Source organism: Myceligenerans halotolerans (assembly GCF_054782975.1).
The window spans coordinates 24,353-44,003 of the sequence record NZ_BAAGRL010000009.1 but is presented as its reverse complement, the minus strand read 5'-3'; the positions used below and the strand labels follow the sequence as shown (position 1 = coordinate 44,003).

The following is a 19,651-nucleotide window of genomic DNA, read 5'->3' as shown; positions in this document are numbered from 1 at the left end:
CAATCAACCTAGACCGTGACCTGCGGAAAGCTCGGACCGACACGTCCATGACTCACACCCGCTTCGCCCCGCGCCCGTGATGCGCGCACCGCACCGCACCGACATGCTCGACTACTTCTTGGCCGTCGACTTCTTCGTGGTGGTCTTCTTCGCGGGTGCCTTCTTCGCCGCCGGCTTCTTGGCCGCGGACTTCCGCGCCGTCTTCTTCGCGGGCCCCTGAGCCCGCTTCTCCTCCAGCAGCTGGATCGCGCGCTCGGGCGTGATCGAGTCCGGCGTGAGGTCGCGGGGCAGTGTCCGGTTCGTCTCGCCGTCGGTCACGTACGGCCCGAACCGGCCGTCCTTCACGACGATCGGCTTCTTGCTGGTGGGGTCCTCGCCCAGTTCCCGCAGCGGCGGGGCGGCGGCCGCGCGGCCGCGGCGCTTGGGCTGCTTGTACAGCTCGAGCGCCTCCTCCAGCGTGGTGGTGAACAGCGCCTCCTCGCTCGGCAGGGACCGCGAGTCGGTGCCCTTCTTGAGGTAGGGCCCGTAGCGGCCGTTCTGCGCCGTGATCTCCGTGCCGGTCTCGGGGTCGACGCCGACCACGCGGGGCAGCGAGAGCAGCCGCAGCGCGTCGTCGAGCGTGACGCTGTCCAGGGCCATGTCCTGGAACAGGGACGCGGTCCGCGGCTTGGGCAGCTTCGCGAGCGCACGTTTCCGGGCGGCCGCGGACAGGTCCGGGTCGAGTTCCGGCTCCGGGAGCTGCTCGGTCACGTAGGGCCCGTAGCGCCCGTTCCGCGCCACGATCGGGTGACCGGTAGCGGGGTCGGTGCCGAGCACACGGCCGTCGTCGGCCCCGGCGGCGAACAGCTCGCGGGCCTTGGCGACGGTCATCTCGTCCGGCGCGATGTCGTCCGGGACGCGCGGCCGCACCGGCTTGTCGCCGTCGGCCACCTCGGCGCGGGTGTCCTCCAGGTACGGGCCGTAGCGGCCCACGCGCACGCGGATACCCTCGCCGATGTCCACGGAGTTGATCGCCGCCGCGTCGATCTCCCCGAGGTGCTCGACCAGGTCGCGCAGGCCGCCGCCGTGCGCGTCGACCCCCTCGGAGTCCGACGTGCCGTCGGCGTCGTCGACGCCGGGGGCGTCCTCCCCGAAGTAGAACTCCCGCAGCCACGCGACGCGGTGGCGGTCGCCCGCGGCGATCTCGTCGAGGTCGGCCTCCATGGCGGCCGTGAAGTCGTAGTCGACGAGCCGCACGAAGTGCCGCTCGAGCAGCCGGACGACGGCGAACGCCCGCCAGGTCGGCACGAGAGCCTGGCCGCGGCTCCACACGTACTCGCGGTCCTGGATGGTCGAGATGATCGCCGCGTACGTCGACGGGCGCCCGATGCCGCGCTCCTCCAGCGCCTTGACCAGCGACGCCTCCGTGTAGCGGGCGGGCGGTGACGTCGTGTGCCCCTCGGCGACGAGGTCGCGGCCGGTCAGCGCGTCGCCCTCGGCCATCCGCGGCAGCCGCGTCTCGTTGTCGTTCCTGCCGTTCCTGCCCGACGGCGCGCCGTCCGCGCTCTCGGAGTCCGGGTCCAGGTCGCGCGACTCCTCGTAGGCGGCGAGGAACCCGCGGAACGTGATCACGGTGCCGGACGCCGAGAACACCGCCTCGCTGCCCCCGTGCGCCGGTGCGGAGGCCGCCACGCGCGCGCCGAGCCGCACGGTCGCCGTCGACCCCTTGGCGTCGGCCATCTGCGAGGCGACGGTGCGCTTCCAGATCAGCTCGTACAGCCGGAACTGGTCGCCGGCGAGCTCACCGGCGACCTGCGCGGGCGTGCGGAACGAGTCGCCGGCGGGGCGGATGGCCTCGTGCGCCTCCTGCGCGCCCTTGTTCTTCGACTGGTACAGCCGCGGCGGGCCGGGCACGTACTCCGGGCCGTACAACTCGGCGGCCTGACGCCGCGCCGCGTCGGTGGCCTCCCTCGACAGCGACGGGCTGTCGGTACGCATGTACGTGATGTAGCCGTTCTCGTACAGGGCCTGCGCGGTGCGCATGGTCTGCCGCGAGCTCATCCGCAGCTTGCGGCTCGCCTCCTGCTGCAGCGTGGAGGTGGTGAACGGCGCCGCGGGACGGCGCGTGTACGGCTTGGTCTCCAGGCTCTTGACCTGGAAGTCCGCACCGTCGAGACCGCCGACGACGGCGCCGGCCGCCGCCTCGTCGAGCTGCACCACGCCGGTGCGCACCTTGAGCCGGCCCCGGTCGTCGAAATCGCGGCCCGTGGCGACCCGGTCCCCGCCGAGCTGGGCCAGCCGAGCGCGGAAGGCGGGCTGGTCGGCGTCGTCCACCACCGCGAACGTCCCCGTGACGTCCCAGTACGTGGCGGACACGAACGCCATGCGTTCCCGCTCACGCTCGACGACCAGCCGCGTCGCGACCGACTGCACGCGCCCCGCGGACGTGCCCTTGCCCACCTTGCGCCAGAGCACGGGAGACACCTCGTACCCGTACAGGCGGTCGAGGATGCGGCGCGTCTCCTGCGCGTCGACCAGGTCCTGGTCCAGCTCCCGCGTGTTCTCCAGGGCCCGCATGATCGCCTCGCGGGTGATCTCGTGGAACACCATCCGCTTGACCGGCACCTTCGGCTTCAGCTCCTGGATCAGGTGCCAGGCGATCGCCTCGCCCTCGCGGTCCTCGTCGGTCGCGAGGTACAGCTCGTCGGCCTCCTTGAGGGCCCGCTTGAGCTCGGTGACCTTCTTCTTCTTGTCCGTGTGGACCACGTAGTAGGGGTCGAACCCGTTGTCGACGTCGACGGCGAACTTGCCGTACGGGCCCTTCTTCATCTCCGCGGGAAGGTCGCTCGGCTGCGGAAGGTCGCGGATGTGCCCCACGCTGGCCTCGACCTCGAAGTCGTCGCCGAGATAGCCCTGGATCTTCCGAGCCTTCGTGGGCGACTCGACGATCACGAGCTTGCGTGGCTGGGGCATCCGAATCCGTTCCTACTTCCTGGCGGTCAGCATCTGGTGTGTGACGATCCGGGCCGCCACGTCGGCGTGCGGCACCGGCGAACCCACGGTACGCCACGGGTGGCCTCCAGACACTACCGCCCGTGTCGAGCCCCGCAGGAAGGATCGCCGCGTTGTCAGTGCGAACGCGCGGTGGCCTGGCGGACCACCAGGAGCGCCGCCGTCGTCGCCAGGCTCGCCGACAGGACCGCGAGGACCGCACCGGCGTACGCGGTCATCAGGCCCGACGTCGGCAGCGGGCCGAAGCCCGCCACGGTCGCGATCGCCGGCACCGCCACGACGGCGGTCACGAGCGCGCCGACGCCGAGCAGCACCGCCACCGTCACCGTGAACCCGCCGTCGGACTCCGTGGGCAGGTCGAGCGCGGAGCCCGGGGTCAGGGCGCAGATCAGCGCGCCCCAGGCCAGCACCACGAGCACGGCCGCGACGACGTCCGAGGGCCGGTGCCAGCGGTCCACGATCGTCGCCACCGCCATCGCCGACGTCGCGGCAGCACCGCCCACCGCCACCAGCGGCCGCAGCCTGCGCGGCGCCGCCAGCAGCAGGCCCGCCCAGACCGAGGCGGCCACCGTGGTGTGCCCGCTGGGCAGCGTGTTCACGCCGCTGTTCCACCCCACGAGGTGGTCCGGCCGGTACAGGACCTCGGCCTTGATCACCTGGGTCGTGACGTTCGCACCCGCGATCAGCACGGCCACCTGGACGGCCACCAGCCAGCGGCGACGTGCCAGGGCCACGGCGACCGCCACGAGCGCCCCCACGACCAGCCACCGCATCCCCCCGAGCTCGAGCACCGGATCGGCGAGCCGGGCGAACGCGTCCTGGAAGCGATCCGCGCCCTCGAACGCGGCCTCCTCCGTCAACTGGCCGGGCCACGTGACGACCATCACCCGCCAGACCACCCACACGCCGGCCGCCGCGATCAGCGCGATCAGCGCCGCGCCGAACCGGGCAGCACCGAGCCGCCCGCCACCGGGCCGGGCGGAAGACGTCTGCTGCACAGCGGTCGGTGCCACGAACACACGGTAAGCGAGCTGTCCGACATCGGGTACCAGCGCTCATCCAGGTACCGGCACGCTCCGGACGCAACACACAGGATGGACACAGGCTCGCCTCAGCGAGCCCTCATCGCCAGGAGCAGACTGGAACCCATGATCACGACCGCGCACCGGACCACCACGGGCACCACGACAGCCCCGGCCCCCGGCAACCCGCACCTCACCCGCCCGGACGGCTCCCCGCTGCGCGTCCTCGTGGTCGACGACGAGCCCAACATCGCCGAACTCCTCGCCGCGACCCTGCGCTACGAGGGCTGGGACGTGTCCACCGCCGGAACCGCGAACGCCGCGACCACCGCCGTCCGCGACAACGCACCCGACCTGCTGGTGCTCGACGTCATGCTGCCGGACTCCGACGGCGTCTCCCTGCTGAGCCGCCTCCGCGCGAGCGGCCACGACATGCCCGTCCTGTTCCTCACCGCGAAGGACGCCGTCGAGGACCGCATCGCCGGCCTCACCGCCGGCGGCGACGACTACGTCACCAAGCCGTTCAGCCTGGAGGAGGTCGTCGCCCGGCTGCGCGGCCTGCTGCGCCGTGCGGGCGCGTCACCGATCCGGCCGGAGTCCGCCGTCGTGGTGGGCGACCTCGTGCTGGACGAGGAGTCGCACGACGTGACCCGCGGCGGCACGGAGATCCACCTCACCGCCACCGAGTTCGAACTGCTGCGCTACCTCATGCGCAACTCCCGCAAGGTGCTGTCCAAGGCACAGATCCTCGACCACGTGTGGAGCTACGACTTCGGCGGACGCGCCAACATCGTCGAGCTGTACATCTCCTACCTGCGACGCAAGGTCGACAAGGGACACGAGCCGATGATCCACACCCTGCGCGGGGTCGGGTACGTGCTCAAGCCCGCAGCCGGGAGCGAGGCGGCCGGCGGCTCGTGACCCTCATCCCGCCCACCCTCCGCGCGCGGCTCGTCACGACGCTCCTGCTCGTGCTGCTGGCCTTCACCCTCATGGTCGGCGTCACCTCCACCCTTGCGCTGCGCTCCCAGCTCACCGGCCAGCTCGACACCGAACTGGCCGACGCCGCACAACGCGCCGCCGGACCACCGCCCAGAGCCAACGACCGGCCGTCCGACGACGAGCCCCTCCCCGACGAGGCACCCTCTGACGACGACACCGGCGACGACACCGGCGCTCCATCCCTCGGCGCCGCCGACCGCCCCCTCGCCCCCTGGCTCGGCCAGAACGCGGGCACCCTCCTCGTCACCTACGACGGCGACGACATCGCCCGAGCCGGATACCTCACCGGCGACAACGAGTTCAGCGATCTCACCCAGGAACAGATCGACGCCCTCGAGGACACCCCCGCCGACGACCGGCCCCACACCGTGAGCATCCCCGGCCTCGGCACCTACCGCGCCATCAACACCCCCACCCAGGACGAGAACACCATCCTCGCCCTGCCCACCGGCGAGGTCACCGACACTCTCACGCGATACGTCGGCGTCGAGGCCGTGATCGGCCTGAGCGGGATGGCCGTCGCCGCGGCCGTCGGGACCTGGCTCGTGCGCCGCTCACTACGCCCCCTCGACGAGGTCGCGACAGCCGCGGTGCACGCCTCCGACCTGGAACTGGCACGCGGCGAGGTCGGCGCGATCCCCCGCGTCCCCACCGCGCACACCGACGAGCGGACCGAGGTCGGCAAGGTCGGAGCCGCCCTGAACCGGCTGCTCGGACACGTCGAACGCGCCCTGACCGCACGACACGACTCCGAGTCGCAGGTCCGCCAGTTCGTCGCCGACGCGTCGCACGAACTCCGCACGCCCCTGGCCTCCGTGCGCGGGTACGCCGAACTCGCGCGACGCCCCGGCACCGACGTCGACCACGCCCTGACCCGGATCGAGGCCGAGGCAGCACGCATGGGCGGCCTCGTGAACGACCTGCTCCTGCTCGCGCGACTGGACGCCGGACGGCCCCTCGAACGCGGGTCCGTGGACCTCGTGGCGCTCGCGGCGGACGCCGTCGCCGACGCCCACGCCGCCGGCCGCGACCATGTGTGGGAGCTGGACCTGGACGATCGCGCGGCGGGCGCGGCGGACGCCGCGGACAACGACGGCGCGGCAGGCAACGACGCGGGTGACGACGCGGACGACGACGAGGGGCCGCCCGAGGCGATCGTCGTCGGCGACGAGGCGCGGCTGCGACAGGTCTTCGCGAACCTGCTGGGCAACGCGCGCATGCACACCCCGGAGGGGACGCGCGTGGTGGTGTCGGTCCGGACGGAGCGACCGCCGTCGTCCCCGGCGGCTACCGGGAAGGCCACGGATGCGGCGGCGGACCACGCGACGGCCGTCGTCTCCGTGTCCGACGACGGCCCGGGGATCCCCGCGGACCTGCGGGCCACGCTCTTCCAGCGCTTCACGCGCGGTGACCGGGCGCGCGGTCACGCCAACGGCTCGACGGGCCTGGGGCTGGCGATCGTCGCGGCGATCGTCGCGGCACACGACGGTGAGGTCACGGTCGCCGACCGCGCTGCCGGGGACGGGACCACGCTGGAGGTCCGGATCCCCATGGAGGCGCCGGGCCCATGAGACCCGGCGCCGGAGGCCCGCCGCCCGCGACGCGTGGTGCGGAACCTGGCGGGCGTGGTCGGTCCTTCCGTGAATGATCGGCAGGTTGAACTGCCGATCATTCACGGAAGGACCGACCACACGGGTCCGCCGCCCGCCGGGCGGTCGGTCCTGGTGGGACCGTGCTCCCGGCGGGCGGCGGATGTGGACGAGGTCCGGCGTCAGGCCGTGTGGGTGTGGGCCGACGCCGGACCAGCCGGATCAGGGGGCGTCGTAGCCGCCCGAGTAGGAGCCGGAGCCCGAGTACGCGTGCACGACCCAGCGGTAGTAGCCGGACGAGCCCGAGTAGGTGACGGTCTCGTCGGGCGACGACGTGATGCCCTGCGCGACGGTGCTCCAGCTGCTGCCGTTCCACCGCTGCAGGTACAGGTCGAAGTCCGTGCCGCTCGGTCCGTCGAGGCAGCCGGCGTGCGAGCCCGAGCTCGCGTAGAAGTACCCGCCGCTCGGGTGCGCGGCCGACGAGCCGGACGACAGCGAGCCCGAGAACGAGGACTCGTAGTCGCCGCAGTCGTCACCCGGACCCGGGTCGCCGCCACCACCGTTGGTGATGAGGGAGACCCCGGCCGCGGACAGCGCCTCGCCCACCGGCTGGAAGTACGTGGTGCCGCCGGAGGAGCAGTTGCCGGAGCCGCCCGAGGTCATGCCCTGCGCGAGCGTGCCGGCGAGCAGCGAGCCGCCCGAGTCGCCCGGCTCGGCGCACACATTGGTCCGGATGAGGCCGTACACCGAACCCTGCGCGTAGTTCACCGTGGCGTTCAGCGCCTGGATGGTGCCGCAGTGCCAGCCCGTCGTCGAACCGGAACGGCACACCGAGGTGCCGACCCCCGCCTCGGAGTAGCCGGAGACGTTGACGGTGCCGCCCGAGTAGTTGTTGACGGCCCCGACCAGCGTGTTGCCGGACGCCACGTCGACGTACCCGTAGTCGTTCCCCGGGAAGCTCGACGTGGTGAACGTGCCCGACGGCGAGGTGGTGCTGTCCCCGACGTCCCCGCAGTGGCCCGCGGTGACGAAACCGCCGGTGGCGGAGAAGCCGACCGAACAGCGCGAGGAGCCGTTGATGTAGTAGGCGTTGCCGCCGACGACGTCGATCAGCGGGCGCGGCTGCGCGTCGGTGACCTGGTAGCTCACGGCGTCGGCCGGGATGCCGGCCTTCCGGGCCGCCGCGACCGCCTTGCCCTTCGCGCCCTTGTGCACGTCGATGACGACCTGGTTGTTCTCCACGTCCACGTAGAAGGACGGGACGCCCTTCGTGCCCGCGAGCGCGTCGTCCAGCTCGGCCTTCCAGCTGTCCAGCGCCTGGAGCGAGTGGTCGACGACGACCGCCTCCGCGCCGGCCTTCTCGACCTCGGCCGCCTCGGCGGCGTCGGTCACGGCGACGGTCACCGATTCGGCGCCGTCGAGCCACGCCCCGGCGTACGAGTCGTCGAGGTTCTTGGCCAGACGGTCCGACGTGGCGTTCGCGCCGGACTGGAACTCCATGAGCTCGACGGCCTCGGCCGCCTCGAGCCCCAGGTCGCGCTCCATCGCGCGCAGGAGTCCGGGCTCGTACTGGTCGATGGTGTCGGTCTCGGGTGCGGGGACCGGTGAGGCGTTTGCGACGGCGGCGGTCCAGAAGCCGCCGATGAGCGTCGTCGCAGCGGTGGCTGCGACGAGCGCCCTGGTGCGTGTTCGTCTCATGTCCAGCTACTCCTTGTGTGGGGTTTCATGGGTGATTTTCACCCAAAATCACGGTAGGGGTAGAACGTGACTGTGCACAGATAACACCCGGGTCATACATAGACCGTATGGAAGGCAGGCAGATGCGGTCGGCGGGTCGCCGACCGCATCCACCCGGCGCGAGCCTCAGTAGGTCAGCAGCGAGACCCCCGCGGCCGAGAGCACCTCGCCCACCGGCTGGAAGAACGTCTGGCCGCCCCAGGTGCAGTTGCCCGAGCCGCCCGACGTCATTCCCTGGGCCGAGTTGCCCGCGAGCAGAGAGCCGCCGGAGTCGCCCGGCTCGGCGCACACGTCGGTCTGGATGAGGCCGTGCACCGGGCCCTCGGCGTAGTTCACCGTCGCGTTCAGCGCCTGGATGGTGCCGCAGTGCCAGCCCGTCGTCGAACCGGAGCGGCACACCGTGGAGCCGACCGGCGCAACCGAGTGGCCCGTCACGGCGTACGTGTTGCCGTCGTAGCCGTTCACGCCCGGCACCAGATTGTTGCCCGCGCCCACCTCGACGTACGCGTAGTCGTTCCCCGGGAAGCTCGAGACCTGGAACCGGCCCGACGGCTGCGAGGTGGTCGCGCCCGTGTCGCCGCAGTGGCCCGCGGTGACGAACCCGCCGGTCACGGAGAAGCCGACCGAGCACCGGGATCCGCTGCCGATGTAGTAGGCGTTGCCGCCCACGACGTCGACGAACGGGCGCGGCTGCGCGTCGGTGACCTCGTAGGTCACGGCGTCGGCGGGGACCCCGGCCGCCTCGACGAGTGCGGCGGCCTCGGCCCGCGCGCCCTCGTGCACGCCGATCACGATGCTGTTGGTCTCGACGTCCACGGAGTACGACGGCACGCCGTCGACACCTGCGAGCGCGTCGTCCAGGTCGGCGGTCCACGTGTCCAGCGCGTCGAGCGAGTGGTCGACGACGACGGCCTTCGCGCCGGCCTTCTCGACGGCGGCCACGTCCGCGGCGTCGGCGACGGCGACCGTCAGGTCCGCGGAGTCCCCGACCCACGAGCCGGCGAAGCTCTCGTCGAGGGACCCGGTCAGGGACTCGGACGCCTTGGTGGCCCGCGCCTCGGCCTCGAGGAGGTCGACCGCCTCGGTGGTTCCCAGGCCCAGGTCGCGCTCCAGTGCGTGGAGCATGCCGGGCGCGTACCTCGATGGCGCGTCGGGGCCGCGCTCGGGGGCGGCCGCGGCGGTGCCCGCGGTCCAGGCTCCTCCGACGACCGTCAGTGCGGCGGTGGCCGCGACGAGTGCGTGGGCGCGTGTTCGTCTCATTCTCACGAAGCTCCTTGGATGTGGGATGGGTTTAATTTTTCACCCGTGGGACATCACGCTAGGGCGATTCATGACCGAGGCACAGATAGCACCCAGGTCATACACGACCGGTATGTCCGTCAGCGAGGCGACGTCGTCCACCCCTGTCGCCGCAGCCCGCCCGCGCGAAGCGGCACCTCTCGAAAGCCCCTGACCTGTACATTCAACAAATACCCGGAATAGGTGTAAGTTCTCCCACCACGTCAGGGGAGATCGCCATGACCGTTCCAGTCGTCGTCGTTCCACCGGATGCACAGCCACGCACCTACCTCTGGCTCGCTCTGCTCACGACGTTCGTCTTCTGCCCGCCCGCCGGCCTGATCGCCCTGCTGTTCTCCGCGCGCGTCGCGCCGCGCTGGATGGCGGGAGACAGGCAGGGCGCGTGGGCCGCGGCCCGAGCCGCACGCAACTGGTCGCTGACCGGCGTTCTCCTCGGACTGCTGCTCGCCCTCACCGTCGTGGTCTGGGCGGGCACGGCCACGCTGCAGGCATGATCCGCGCAGCGGTAGCGCGCCGCAACAGCGCCTGGTTTCACCCGGCACGGACAGGATTCACATTGCCCCGGCCTCCTGTACCGACCGGCAACCCAGGTATCCTCGCCCATCATGGCGACAAGGCGTAAGCGCTCGCGAAGCGGTCGGTCCGGCGCACGTGCCGGGGGCCCGCCCACCAGCAATGCCCTGGAGTGGGCCGAGCGTCTTGCGACGGGCGAGGAAGCGCCGCAACCGACGGCCCTGGAGTGGGCCGAGAGCCTCGCGACGACGGACGATCACCAGGAGCCCGCGGCGTCGAACCCCTGGGCGACGCCCGCGGAGCCCGATCCGGCTCCCGCGTCCCCGTTCGGCCCCATTGGTACGGACTCCGGCCCGCCGCACGGCGCCGGGGCAGTCGCCCCCTTCGGCGCGGCGGCCGCGGCGAACGCGGCTGCCCCCGGGGACGACGACGGCGCGCCGGGCTGGGGACACGTCGCGTCCGAGCCCCCGGCCCGCCGCAGCCGCCGGATGCGCGGAGGCAAGGGGGCGGGCACCAAGAGCTCCCGGACGGCGCGGGCCGACAAGCCGGATCGTGGCGGACGCCAGAAGAGCGCCGGCTCGTCGCGTGGCGGCGGGCGGAGCGCCGCGCTCGGGCCCGAGCCGGTGGGCCCGGACGCCGCGACCGGCCAGATGGGCGAGCTCCCCGGGGCATCCACGCCGTTCAGCGGAACCGAACCGTTCGGCGTGACCAAACCTGACGCCGGGGCCGGACCGGACGCCGGGGCGGGACCGTTCGGCGGGATCGCACCGGACGCCGGGATCGGACCGGATGGTGACACCCCACCACCCGACACCACGCAGGGCCCCTCCCTCGCCGCCGAGACGCCGGCGGCCCCCACCCGGAGCCGGAGATCGGCGCGCGCCAAGGGCGATCCCGCGGGCGACCGGGCGACGCGCCGGTCCGCCTTCCGAAGGCCAGGGCGTACGCCCGACGCCGACACGGACGGTGTCGGGCCCGGGGAGAAGCGCTCCGGCAGGTCCGGCGAGCGGCCCCAGGGCCGCTCGGCCGTCGCCGCACCGGCGCGGCCCTCCGGCACGAAGGTGCGCCGCATCCTGGCCAAGGGACTGCCGAAGGCCGCCGACAGGCCCACGGTGCTGATCGTGGCTGCGGTCGTGGCCGTCGCCCTGGGGCTCGGGGTCGGCTGGACCACCAACTACTTCGACTCCGGGCAGAATATCGCCGCGGCCGACCCCCGGCAGTGTGCGGCCGCGCAGACCGCCTGGACCAAGGCCGCCAACGCGCAGACCGGGATCTCCGAGGACGAGCCCGCGTCGGTCCGCTCCGGCTTCATCGAGGCGCGGGACGCGATGGCCTCGGTCGATGACATACCGGCGGGGATCGCCGACGACTGGAAGTCCGCCCGCGCCTTCTACACCACCGTCGCCGACGCGCTCGAGGCGAAGGAGGCCGGCGACGCCGAGGGCATCGCGGAAGCCGCCCAGGTGGCCTCCACCCAGGTCGATACCGACGACATGATCGCGACGAGCAAGCGCATCACGAGGTACGTGAACGCGGACTGCAACGCCTGATCTGCGGCGTCCCGCGACGGCCGCGGGTCAGCCGATGTTCGGATGTCGTTCCAGCCACAGGCTGTACTGCGGGCTCCGCGCCACCGCGTCGCGACGAGCACGGAACGCGGCGTCCTCGATGAGCTCCGTGTCGAGCAGCCCGCGCACGTCGCGGCGCCAGCCGAGATAGTGGGTACGGCGCAGCGGCGCCCCGGTGAGCGGCACCGCGCGGACCCCGGGCGGGTCCGGCTGCCCCGGCTCCACGAGCGCGACCGCACGCCCCGTGCGGACCTGGTCGACGGCCGTGGTCCAGTCGGCCTCGCCGACGGCGCTCGGCGCGAAACCCGCGCGCACGCAGGCGGACACGAAGCAGGCGTACAGGCAGCTGTGGTCGGGCACTCTGAGCCACTGCTCCTCGGCGAGCTCGGCCAGCGTGACCTCGGGCTTGTCGGCGTACTCGTGCCCCTCGTGGAGCAGCACGAACAGCGGATCGGTGCTCACCCGCGTCCAGGTCACCGACTCGGACGCCGGAGGCGACGCGTCGGAGCAGACGCCGGTGACGGCGACCTCGATCGTGCCGCACGCGAGGGCGCCGCTGAGATCGTCGCCGCCCCGGGGCAGCACGGTGGTCACCACCGAGCCGGGCAGTGCCGAGTGCAGTCGGTTGACGAAGAGCCCGCCGAGCCCGCTGCCGGCGACGCCCACCCGGAGCGCACCAGGATCGCCATCCTGGCTGTTGACCATTCGTTGAACATCGTCGGTGAGTGTGGCCATGGCGGGCAGCAGGACACGGGCATGGCGCAGTACCAGATCGCCGAGCTCGGTCGAGCGCGCGCCGTTGCGGTCACGTACGAAGACGCTTCCGCCCAAAGTGCGGTCGATGCGGTTCAGCTGCGCCGTCAGAGCCGGCTGCGCGATGCCAAGGACAGCGGCGGCCTTGGTCACACTCCCGGACTCGGCAACGGCGACCACCATCCGCAGGTGGCGCAGGTCGAGTTCCACGGCAAGGAAAATAATCGTCAACCCCAGCCCCTGTCTTGTGACTGGAGTCAATTGGCGGATGCCCGCCACCGACCGTTACACGCCGGAAACAGTCCCAACTCTGGGTGAAACTTGAGACAAGAAATGACGATGGTTCACGTGGGGTCACGGACCAGCGTTCGCCGCCGGGACAAGGAAGCCGTCCAGGACGAGACGGCGCACGGCAGGCAGCAGCTCGGCGGCGAGATCGTCCGCCGGGACCTCGAAGAGCGTTGCCAGCGCGCCGATAATCTGGCTGACGGTCAGCTCGCCGTCGCACGCTCCGACGAGACCGGCCAGCGGTGAGGACGCCTGGACGCCGCGTCCCAGTCCGTCGCCCTGCCGCAGGATCACGACGTTCGGATCGGCCGATCCAGGTGTCAGATACCTTTCCTCGGTGACATCGGCGGCCGAAACGAGGCGGGTTACCGCCACTTCGTCGTCGCTGTGCGTGGCGAGCCACGCATGTGCGGTGAGCACCGCGCCGAGATGACCCCCGAGTGGCTGGCGCACCGATCCGCTGTGTTCCTCCAGGCGGCGCAGCCTGTCCCAGCCGCCACGGACGACGTCGTCCCCTCTCGGTGCGCCGCCCGCCGCCTCCGGCGCACCGCCCGCCTCCGCCGACAGGCCGGCCGCGGCGTCGCCGTCGGTCCCGGGCCGCCGTAGCGTCACGATCCCGAAACCGACCGCCTCGACGTCGCGGGACGCGAAGTCGTCCAGCCACGCGGCATACGCGGCAGTCCATGCCTCGGGCTCGCGGTCCAGGGTGGTACCGCCGTCGCGGATCCACGTCTCCGCGTACTCGGCGGGGTCGAGGACCTCGCGCTGGATCACCCAGCCGTCCAGCCCGTACCGCTCGTGCGCGACGTCGAGCCACGCGCCGACGCGTTCCTCCCACTCCTGGCCGCGCCGGTGCTCCCAGTTCGCGAGCAGCTGCGCGACACCGCCCGGCGCCAGCACCTGCCCGACACCCGTGACCAGGTCGCGGACCAGGTCGTCCCCCGCCCGGCCGCCGTCGCGGTACTCGTAGTCCCCGAGCGCCTCCCGGACGGCCGCGCCCGCGGAACCGGAGTGCGGGGTGATGACGAACGGCGGGTTCGACACGACCAGATCGAACTGCTCCCCCTCGACGGGGTCCAGCATGGAGCCATACCTCAGGTCGAGGCGCCCGGCACCGCCGGGCACGCCGGCACCGCCGGGCGCGCGGTCGTCGTCGGTCAGGTTGAGCGCCGCGTTGAACGCGGCGAATGCGAGGGCGCGGCGCGAGATGTCGGTGGCCACCACCGAGCTCGCATGCCGCGAGGCATGCAGCGCCTGGATGCCGCAGCCGGTGCCGAGGTCAAGGGCGCGCGCGACCGGATGGCGCACGGTGACCTGCGCCAGGGTCAGCGAGGCGCCACCCGCGCCGAGCACGTGGTCCGTGGGAAGGCGGCCCCCGGTGGCCATCTCCCCGTGGTCGGAGGCGAGCCACCAGCGCGCCTCGCCCGAGGCGTCGGTCGCTCCGTAGGGACACAGGTCGACGGCTGCGCGGACCTCGTCGTGGGGCTCGTTGCCGGCGGAACGAACCAGCCCGAGGCGTTCCGCGCCGACGGTGCCGACGGTAGGCAGCGCGCGATCGAGCGCGGCCCGGGGGACCACGCCGCCGAGCAGGAAGAGCGAGACGAGCGCGGCACGCGGATCCCTGGCGGAGGCCTGCTCCACGACCCGGCGCGCGGGCACCGCCTGGTCGCGATGCAGCGCCGCCGAGGCCACCGGACCGAGCAGCTCGTCGACGCCGTCGACGTCGTAACCACTGGCGTCGAGGTCGCCGCGCAGCGGGCGGACCAACGCGGTATCGACATTCGGAGCGGACGACGGGGTCACCAAAGGCGAAACAGGCACGCTGCCATCTTCCCGTACTGACAGCAATCGGTCCTTCGGTGAGTGATCGGCAGGTCTGTCTGCCGATCACTCACCGAAGGACCGATCAAGGTTGCCGGCCGGCGATCCGATCGCCGGCCACGGCCTCGGCCCGCGGGGTCAGACCACCGCCGACGCCTTCTCCTCGGCCGCCTCCGACGCGCCGTTCTCGCGGTTCGCGCGAACCTTCGTCCAGGCGACCGCACCGAGCGCGATACCCGCCGCGGCCAGCGCGATGGCGATGCGGAGCACGTGGTTCGCTTCGGCCGGGACGGACATCGCCACCACCGCGGGCGCGATCAGGAGCGCCACCAGGTTCATGACCTTGATGAGCGGGTTGATCGCCGGGCCGGCGGTGTCCTTGAACGGGTCGCCCACGGTGTCGCCGATGACGGTCGCCTCGTGCGCCTCGGAGCCCTTGCCGCCGTAACGGCCGTCCTCGACGATCTTCTTCGCGTTGTCCCAGGCGCCGCCCGAGTTGGCCAGGAAGATCGCCATGAGCACGCCCGCGCCGATCGCGCCGCCGAGGAAGCCGGCGAGCGGCCCGACGCCGAGGCCGAAGCCCACCGCGATCGGGGCGAAGGCCGCGAGCAGACCCGGCGTGGCCAGTTCACGCAGCGAGTCCTTGGTGCAGATGTCGACCACGCGGCCGTACTCCGGGCGCTCGTCGAACGTCATGATGCCCGGGTGCTCCCGGAACTGGCGCCGCACCTCGAACACGATCGCCCCCGCCGCGCGGGTCACCGCGTCGATCGCGAGCCCCGAGAACAGGAAGACGGTCGCACCACCCAGGATCACGCCGACGAGGGTGACCGGGCTGATGATCTGGTAGTCCAGCATGGACGTGACGAGGCCGCCGCCCTGCTCCCCCACCTCGCTCAGCGCGTGGGTGACCGCCTCCGCGTACGAGCCGAACAGCGCGGTCGCGGCCAGCACGGCCGTCGCGATGGCGATGCCCTTCGTGATGGCCTTGGTGGTGTTCCCGACGGCGTCCAGGTCGGTGAGGATCTGCGCGCCTTTCTCGTCCACCTCGCCGGACATCTCGGCGATGCCCTGCGCGTTGTCACTGACCGGGCCGAAGGTGTCCATCGCGACGATGACGCCCACCGTGGTGAGCAGGCCGCAGCCCGCCAGCGCCACGAGGAACAGTGCGAGCCACACCGACCCGCCGGCCAGCAGGAACACGGCGCAGATCGCGGCGGCGATCGTGCCGGCCGTGAAGACCGCCGACTCGAAGCCGACGCCGATGCCCGCGAGCACCACGGTCGCTGCGCCGGTTCGCGAGGTGGCCGCCACGTGCGCGGTCGGCTTCTTGTTCGTGTCCGTGAAGTAGCCGGTGATCCACAGGATCACGCCCGCCAGGACCACACCCACCAGCACGGCGACGGAGGCGACGACGCGCGGGTCGATCCCGCTGACGTCGCCGAGATCGGCGGTGCCGTTCAGCTGCTCGAAGGAGCCCGGCAGGTAGACGAACGCCGCGATACCCGCCAGCACCGCACCCACGAGCGCGGAGACGTAGAAGCCCCGGTTGATGGCTGTCAGCCCGCTCTCCGAACCGCGCACGCGAGTGATGAACACGCCCAGGAGCGCGACGAACGCGCCGATGGCGGTGACGATCAGCGGGAACACGAGGCCCTGCTCACCCATCGCGGCCTTGCCCAGGATGAGGGCTGCCACCAGCGTCACGGCGTAGGACTCGAACAGGTCGGCCGCCATACCGGCGCAGTCACCGACGTTGTCACCCACGTTGTCGGCGATCGTGGCGGCGTTGCGCGGATCGTCCTCCGGGATGCCCTGCTCGACCTTTCCGACCAGGTCGGCTCCGACGTCGGCCGCCTTGGTGAAGATTCCGCCGCCGACGCGCATGAACATCGCGAGGAGCGCCGCGCCGAAGCCGAAGCCCTCCAGCACGCCGGGCGCCTGCTCGCGGTAGATGATCACGACGATCGCGGCGCCGAGGAGGCCGAGGCCCACCACCGACATGCCGACGACGCCGCCGGTGCGGAACGCGATCCGGGCGCCCTCCGCGCGGCCGCCGGGGCGCGTCGCGGCGGAGGCGACGCGCACGTTCGCCCGCACCGCCAGCCACATGCCGAGGTAGCCGATGGCGGCGGAGAATCCGGCGCCGAACAGGAACGCGACGGACCGGCCGACGCGCACCCCGCTCTCGCCCGGGAGCAGGAACAGCAACGCGAACACGACCACCGCGAACAGGGCGAGCGTGCGGAACTGACGACTGAGGTACGCCGAGGCGCCCTCCTGCACCGCTTGCGCGATGTCCTGCATCTTCGGGGTGCCTTCAGGGGCGGCGAGCACCTGCCTGCGTAGCACGAACGCGCAGGCGAGTGCGCCTACGGCGATGAGGGCGATCACCGTGACAACGGTGATGCTGGTGGAGCCGAGTGTGAGCATCCGTCCTCCTCGACGGGGAAGAACATGAACAGGTCATGACCCATGGTGGGTATTTACGTCCCGCCGGCAACGTTGGCAACGGGAATGGGCCGAGTGTACCTGCATGTGACGCCGGTCACGAGCGATAGGAAACGACCGCCGTGAGCAGCCGCTCGACATCGGTGAGGTCCGGGAGGACCACGGCCGCACCGGCCTCGCGGAGCGCCGCCGCCGACGTCCGCCCGGCGGCCACCCCCACGACGCGGGCGCCGCCCTCGATGCCCGTTCGCACGTCCTCCAGGGAGTCGCCCACGATCACCGTGTTCCCCCGGGTGAACCGTTCGCCGTAGCGCTCCCCCGCGCGCTTCTGCGCGATCCCGACGAGCGCGGGCCGGTGCTCGTCGTCCGACGCGTACGCACCGGCGTCGGGATCGATGTACCGGTCGAGCCCGAACACACGCAGCTTGAGCCGGGCGTTCGGTTCGAGATTGCCGGTGACGACGGCCGGCACGAAGCGGCCGTCGGCCGCGACCGCGGTGACGGCCGCCCTCGCCCCGGGCATGAGGACGCCGTCGCGCCGTACGTCCTCCTCGTGCGCGGCCAGCCGCTCCGGCACCGCCTTCAGCATCCGGGGCAGCAGGCGCTCGGCGTCGTCCTCGGGCACACCGTTGTCGAGCAGCAGCCCGCGGATGGCGCGCGGCATGGTCACTCCCGTGCCGCGCGCCGGGAAGCGCCTCGCGGGGCGTCCGACAACCTCCTCGAACGCCTCGCGATACGCCGTCCGATCCACGTCCCCCACGTAGATCAGCGTCCGGTCGATGTCCCACAGCAGCAGGATGGTGCCGTGTTCCCCGCGTGCCGTGGAGTTGGAGCTCATCTCACCTCACTACGCCAGCACGGCGATCCGCTCGGTGAGGTTGCGCGCACCGGCGTGCGACCGACCGCGCGTGGTGCGGCGTGCGGCGGTACGCACGTCGCCGGCCACGTCGGTGAGGTGCTTGCGCAACCGCGCCGACTGCACGCGCTCGGCCAGCGTCACCACCTCGCCGCCCGTCGCGCAGGCGGCGTCGAGGTCACCCGCCCGGGCGTACGCCTGGGCGGCCCGGGACAGGAACAGGCCCCGGGTGCGCTGCTCGGTGGGGTTGAGCTGCTCGGCCGCCCGCCCGAACGACTGGACCGCGGCGGCGGTGTCGCCCATGGCCAGGCTCGCCGACGCCGTCTGCCCGTGGATCTCACCCTCGTTCATCCAGTAGATCCAGTGCGGGTCGTCCTTGCCCGGGCCCTTCACGCAGAGCTCGGCCGCGGTACCCAGCGCCCGCCGCACGGCCTCGCGCTCACCGAGCAGCGCGTGCCCGCGGGCCTGCCGCGTGAGCAGCACGGCCTCCAGGTGGGGCACGTCGAAGCCACGGACCTGCTGCCGGCCGGCCTGGGCCGCGACGATCGCGTCCCGCGGCCGGTCGTTGGCGTAGGCGTGGATGGCGAGGTAGGACAGGGCTCCCGCGCCGAGGCGGGCGTCCTGCGCCGTGTGCGCCGCCCGGAGCGAACCGAGCAGGTAGGCCTGCGCGGCCGAGTGCCGGTCGGCGTCGAACGCATACCAGCCGGCCTGCGAGGCCGTGTCCGCCGCGACACCCGCGAGACGGCGACCCACCGACTCGTCGAAGTTCCCGTGCTCCAGCGCCCGCAGCACGAGAGCGAGGTGGGCGCGCGCCATGTCGGCGACACTACCGCTGCCCGCGCCCGCGTCCATCATCCGCAGCTGGTCGGTGGTGCCCTGGAGGTGATCGCACATCAGCTGCGTCACCCGCGCCCCGCCGACGGTACGCCGCAGCAGTTCCGTCTCCTCCGTCCCCCAGTGGTGCACGTAGGCGGCGAGCGTGAGGCCGCTGAGCATGGCCGCGTTGCCGGCGTTCGGCTCGGCGAACTGCAGTGCCGAGCTCGGTTCCTCGACCGAGACGTCGGACCGGAGCGCCGCGCGGAGCGCGAGCGTCAGGCGGTCGTTGGTCCACGGCTCGACCGGGTCGAGCATCGGGTCGGTCAGGCTCGGCGCGACCTCGCTGTCGACCGCCACGTCCTGCCTCGCGGTGCCCTTCTGGGCCGTCTCGATCTTCTTCCGGCCCGCGGTCCGGACCGGGGCCGTGGCGGTCTTCACGCCGCCCGCGGCCGTCCGGCCGCTCGCGGTTCGTTCGACGGCGCCATCGCCGCGCGACGCCCCGGGCAGCGGCAGCCGCACCAGGTCCACCGGAGTACCCAGCCCCGAGAGGAACTGGACAACGCGGGCGACGTCGGTCAGCTTGCGGTCACCGCACTCGAGCATGGACAGGTAGGACTGGCTCAGCCCCGTCAGCGCGGCGACGTCCTCCTGGCGGAGCGGGACGAGCTGGCGAACCATGCGGCTCACCTGGCCGAAGTCCCAGTCGTCGAGTGCGGCGCGTACCCCTGCGTCGTCCCAGACGTGCGCCGGGACGGTCGGAAGTTCGACCACCGGGACGCGTTCGGTGCGCCGGCACGCCGCGCACTGCTCCTCGGAGTTGTATCGGCTCAACACGCACCCGCATCGAGCGCACGTTCGTGACTTTCTGCTACTGGGCATTTCGCCAGCCTCCCCCTGTTGGCAACCCATGACGTTGTCGTTGTATGACCGACTTTCCCAGATGAT

13 protein-coding genes are annotated in these 19,651 nt (G+C 72.2%); 4 read left to right on the top strand and 9 right to left on the bottom strand.

What is annotated here, in order from left to right:
* Positions 1-111 precede the first annotated feature (111 nt).
* The gene (topA, locus tag ACYVK5_RS08090) at positions 112-2,952 is read right to left on the bottom strand and encodes a type I DNA topoisomerase (RefSeq protein ID WP_460703651.1); all 2,841 of its coding nucleotides are present in this window, start codon (positions 2,950-2,952) and stop codon (positions 112-114) included.
* A 155-nt stretch (positions 2,953-3,107) separates the two neighbouring features.
* Positions 3,108-4,004: a phosphatase PAP2 family protein gene (locus ACYVK5_RS08085; protein ID WP_460703649.1), complete on the bottom strand. Its 897-nt coding sequence runs from the start codon at positions 4,002-4,004 to the stop codon at positions 3,108-3,110.
* 135 nt (positions 4,005-4,139) lie between these two features.
* On the opposite strand from ACYVK5_RS08085, the gene ACYVK5_RS08080 reads away from it, so the two are divergent.
* Both ACYVK5_RS08080 and ACYVK5_RS08075 read left to right on the top strand, forming a co-directional pair.
* Positions 4,140-4,934, top strand: a complete 795-nt coding sequence (locus tag ACYVK5_RS08080) for a response regulator transcription factor (protein WP_460703647.1) — start codon at positions 4,140-4,142, stop codon at positions 4,932-4,934.
* Complete coding sequence (locus tag ACYVK5_RS08075) at positions 4,931-6,586, top strand: sensor histidine kinase (RefSeq protein WP_460703645.1); 1,656 nt, start codon at positions 4,931-4,933, stop codon at positions 6,584-6,586. The genes ACYVK5_RS08080 and ACYVK5_RS08075 overlap by 4 nt, the downstream gene beginning before the upstream one ends.
* Positions 6,587-6,826: 240 nt before the next feature.
* Here the strand turns inward: ACYVK5_RS08075 and ACYVK5_RS08070 are convergent, their stop codons facing one another.
* Together ACYVK5_RS08070 and ACYVK5_RS08065 are read right to left on the bottom strand one after the other, a co-directional pair.
* Positions 6,827-8,302 carry a S1 family peptidase gene (locus ACYVK5_RS08070; protein WP_460703643.1) on the bottom strand — a complete coding sequence of 492 codons (1,476 nt, stop codon included), beginning with the start codon at positions 8,300-8,302 and terminating at the stop codon, positions 6,827-6,829.
* Between the two features lie 165 nt (positions 8,303-8,467).
* Entirely contained in the window at positions 8,468-9,601 is a 1,134-nt protein-coding gene (locus tag ACYVK5_RS08065; protein WP_460703641.1) for a S1 family peptidase, read from the bottom strand.
* 257 nt (positions 9,602-9,858) lie between these two features.
* Here ACYVK5_RS08065 and ACYVK5_RS08060 point away from each other — a divergent pair, with 257 nt between their 5' ends.
* Both ACYVK5_RS08060 and ACYVK5_RS08055 read left to right on the top strand, forming a co-directional pair.
* Positions 9,859-10,134, top strand: coding sequence for a CD225/dispanin family protein (locus tag ACYVK5_RS08060; protein WP_460703639.1), 276 nt, complete (start codon positions 9,859-9,861; stop codon positions 10,132-10,134).
* Positions 10,135-10,245: 111 nt separating this feature from the next.
* Positions 10,246-11,703 (top strand): hypothetical protein, encoded by a 1,458-nt coding sequence (locus tag ACYVK5_RS08055; RefSeq protein ID WP_460703637.1) that lies wholly within the window; start codon positions 10,246-10,248, stop codon positions 11,701-11,703.
* A 27-nt stretch (positions 11,704-11,730) separates the two neighbouring features.
* Here ACYVK5_RS08055 and ACYVK5_RS08050 read toward each other — a convergent pair whose 3' ends face one another.
* From ACYVK5_RS08050 to ACYVK5_RS08030, 5 genes are all read right to left on the bottom strand, one after another.
* The gene (locus ACYVK5_RS08050; RefSeq protein WP_460703635.1) at positions 11,731-12,684 is read right to left on the bottom strand and encodes a LysR family transcriptional regulator; all 954 of its coding nucleotides are present in this window, start codon (positions 12,682-12,684) and stop codon (positions 11,731-11,733) included.
* A gap of 144 nt (positions 12,685-12,828) precedes the next feature.
* Positions 12,829-14,529, bottom strand: coding sequence for a DUF7059 domain-containing protein (locus ACYVK5_RS08045; protein ID WP_460703633.1), 1,701 nt, complete (start codon positions 14,527-14,529; stop codon positions 12,829-12,831).
* A 192-nt stretch (positions 14,530-14,721) separates the two neighbouring features.
* Positions 14,722-17,016: a sodium-translocating pyrophosphatase gene (locus ACYVK5_RS08040; protein WP_460703631.1), complete on the bottom strand. Its 2,295-nt coding sequence runs from the start codon at positions 17,014-17,016 to the stop codon at positions 14,722-14,724.
* A 115-nt stretch (positions 17,017-17,131) separates the two neighbouring features.
* The gene (locus tag ACYVK5_RS08035) at positions 17,132-17,872 is read right to left on the bottom strand and encodes an HAD family hydrolase (RefSeq protein ID WP_460703629.1); all 741 of its coding nucleotides are present in this window, start codon (positions 17,870-17,872) and stop codon (positions 17,132-17,134) included.
* Between the two features lie 9 nt (positions 17,873-17,881).
* Positions 17,882-19,540 carry a helix-turn-helix domain-containing protein gene (locus tag ACYVK5_RS08030; RefSeq protein WP_460703627.1) on the bottom strand — a complete coding sequence of 553 codons (1,659 nt, stop codon included), beginning with the start codon at positions 19,538-19,540 and terminating at the stop codon, positions 17,882-17,884.
* Between the last annotated feature and the right edge of the window lie 111 nt (positions 19,541-19,651).

Excerpts from the sequence above, each read along its gene's own strand:
- ACYVK5_RS08070 (WP_460703643.1), bottom strand. The coding sequence starts at position 8,302 with ATGAGACGAACACGCACCAGGGCGCTCGTCGCAGCCACCGCTGCGACG.
- ACYVK5_RS08080 (WP_460703647.1), top strand. The coding sequence starts at position 4,140 with ATGATCACGACCGCGCACCGGACCACCACGGGCACCACGACAGCCCCG.
- topA (WP_460703651.1), bottom strand. The coding sequence starts at position 2,952 with ATGCCCCAGCCACGCAAGCTCGTGATCGTCGAGTCGCCCACGAAGGCT.
- ACYVK5_RS08065 (WP_460703641.1), bottom strand. The coding sequence starts at position 9,601 with ATGAGACGAACACGCGCCCACGCACTCGTCGCGGCCACCGCCGCACTG.
- ACYVK5_RS08035 (WP_460703629.1), bottom strand. The coding sequence starts at position 17,872 with ATGAGCTCCAACTCCACGGCACGCGGGGAACACGGCACCATCCTGCTG.
- ACYVK5_RS08060 (WP_460703639.1), top strand. The coding sequence starts at position 9,859 with ATGACCGTTCCAGTCGTCGTCGTTCCACCGGATGCACAGCCACGCACC.
- ACYVK5_RS08055 (WP_460703637.1), top strand. The coding sequence starts at position 10,246 with ATGGCGACAAGGCGTAAGCGCTCGCGAAGCGGTCGGTCCGGCGCACGT.
- ACYVK5_RS08040 (WP_460703631.1), bottom strand. The coding sequence starts at position 17,016 with ATGCTCACACTCGGCTCCACCAGCATCACCGTTGTCACGGTGATCGCC.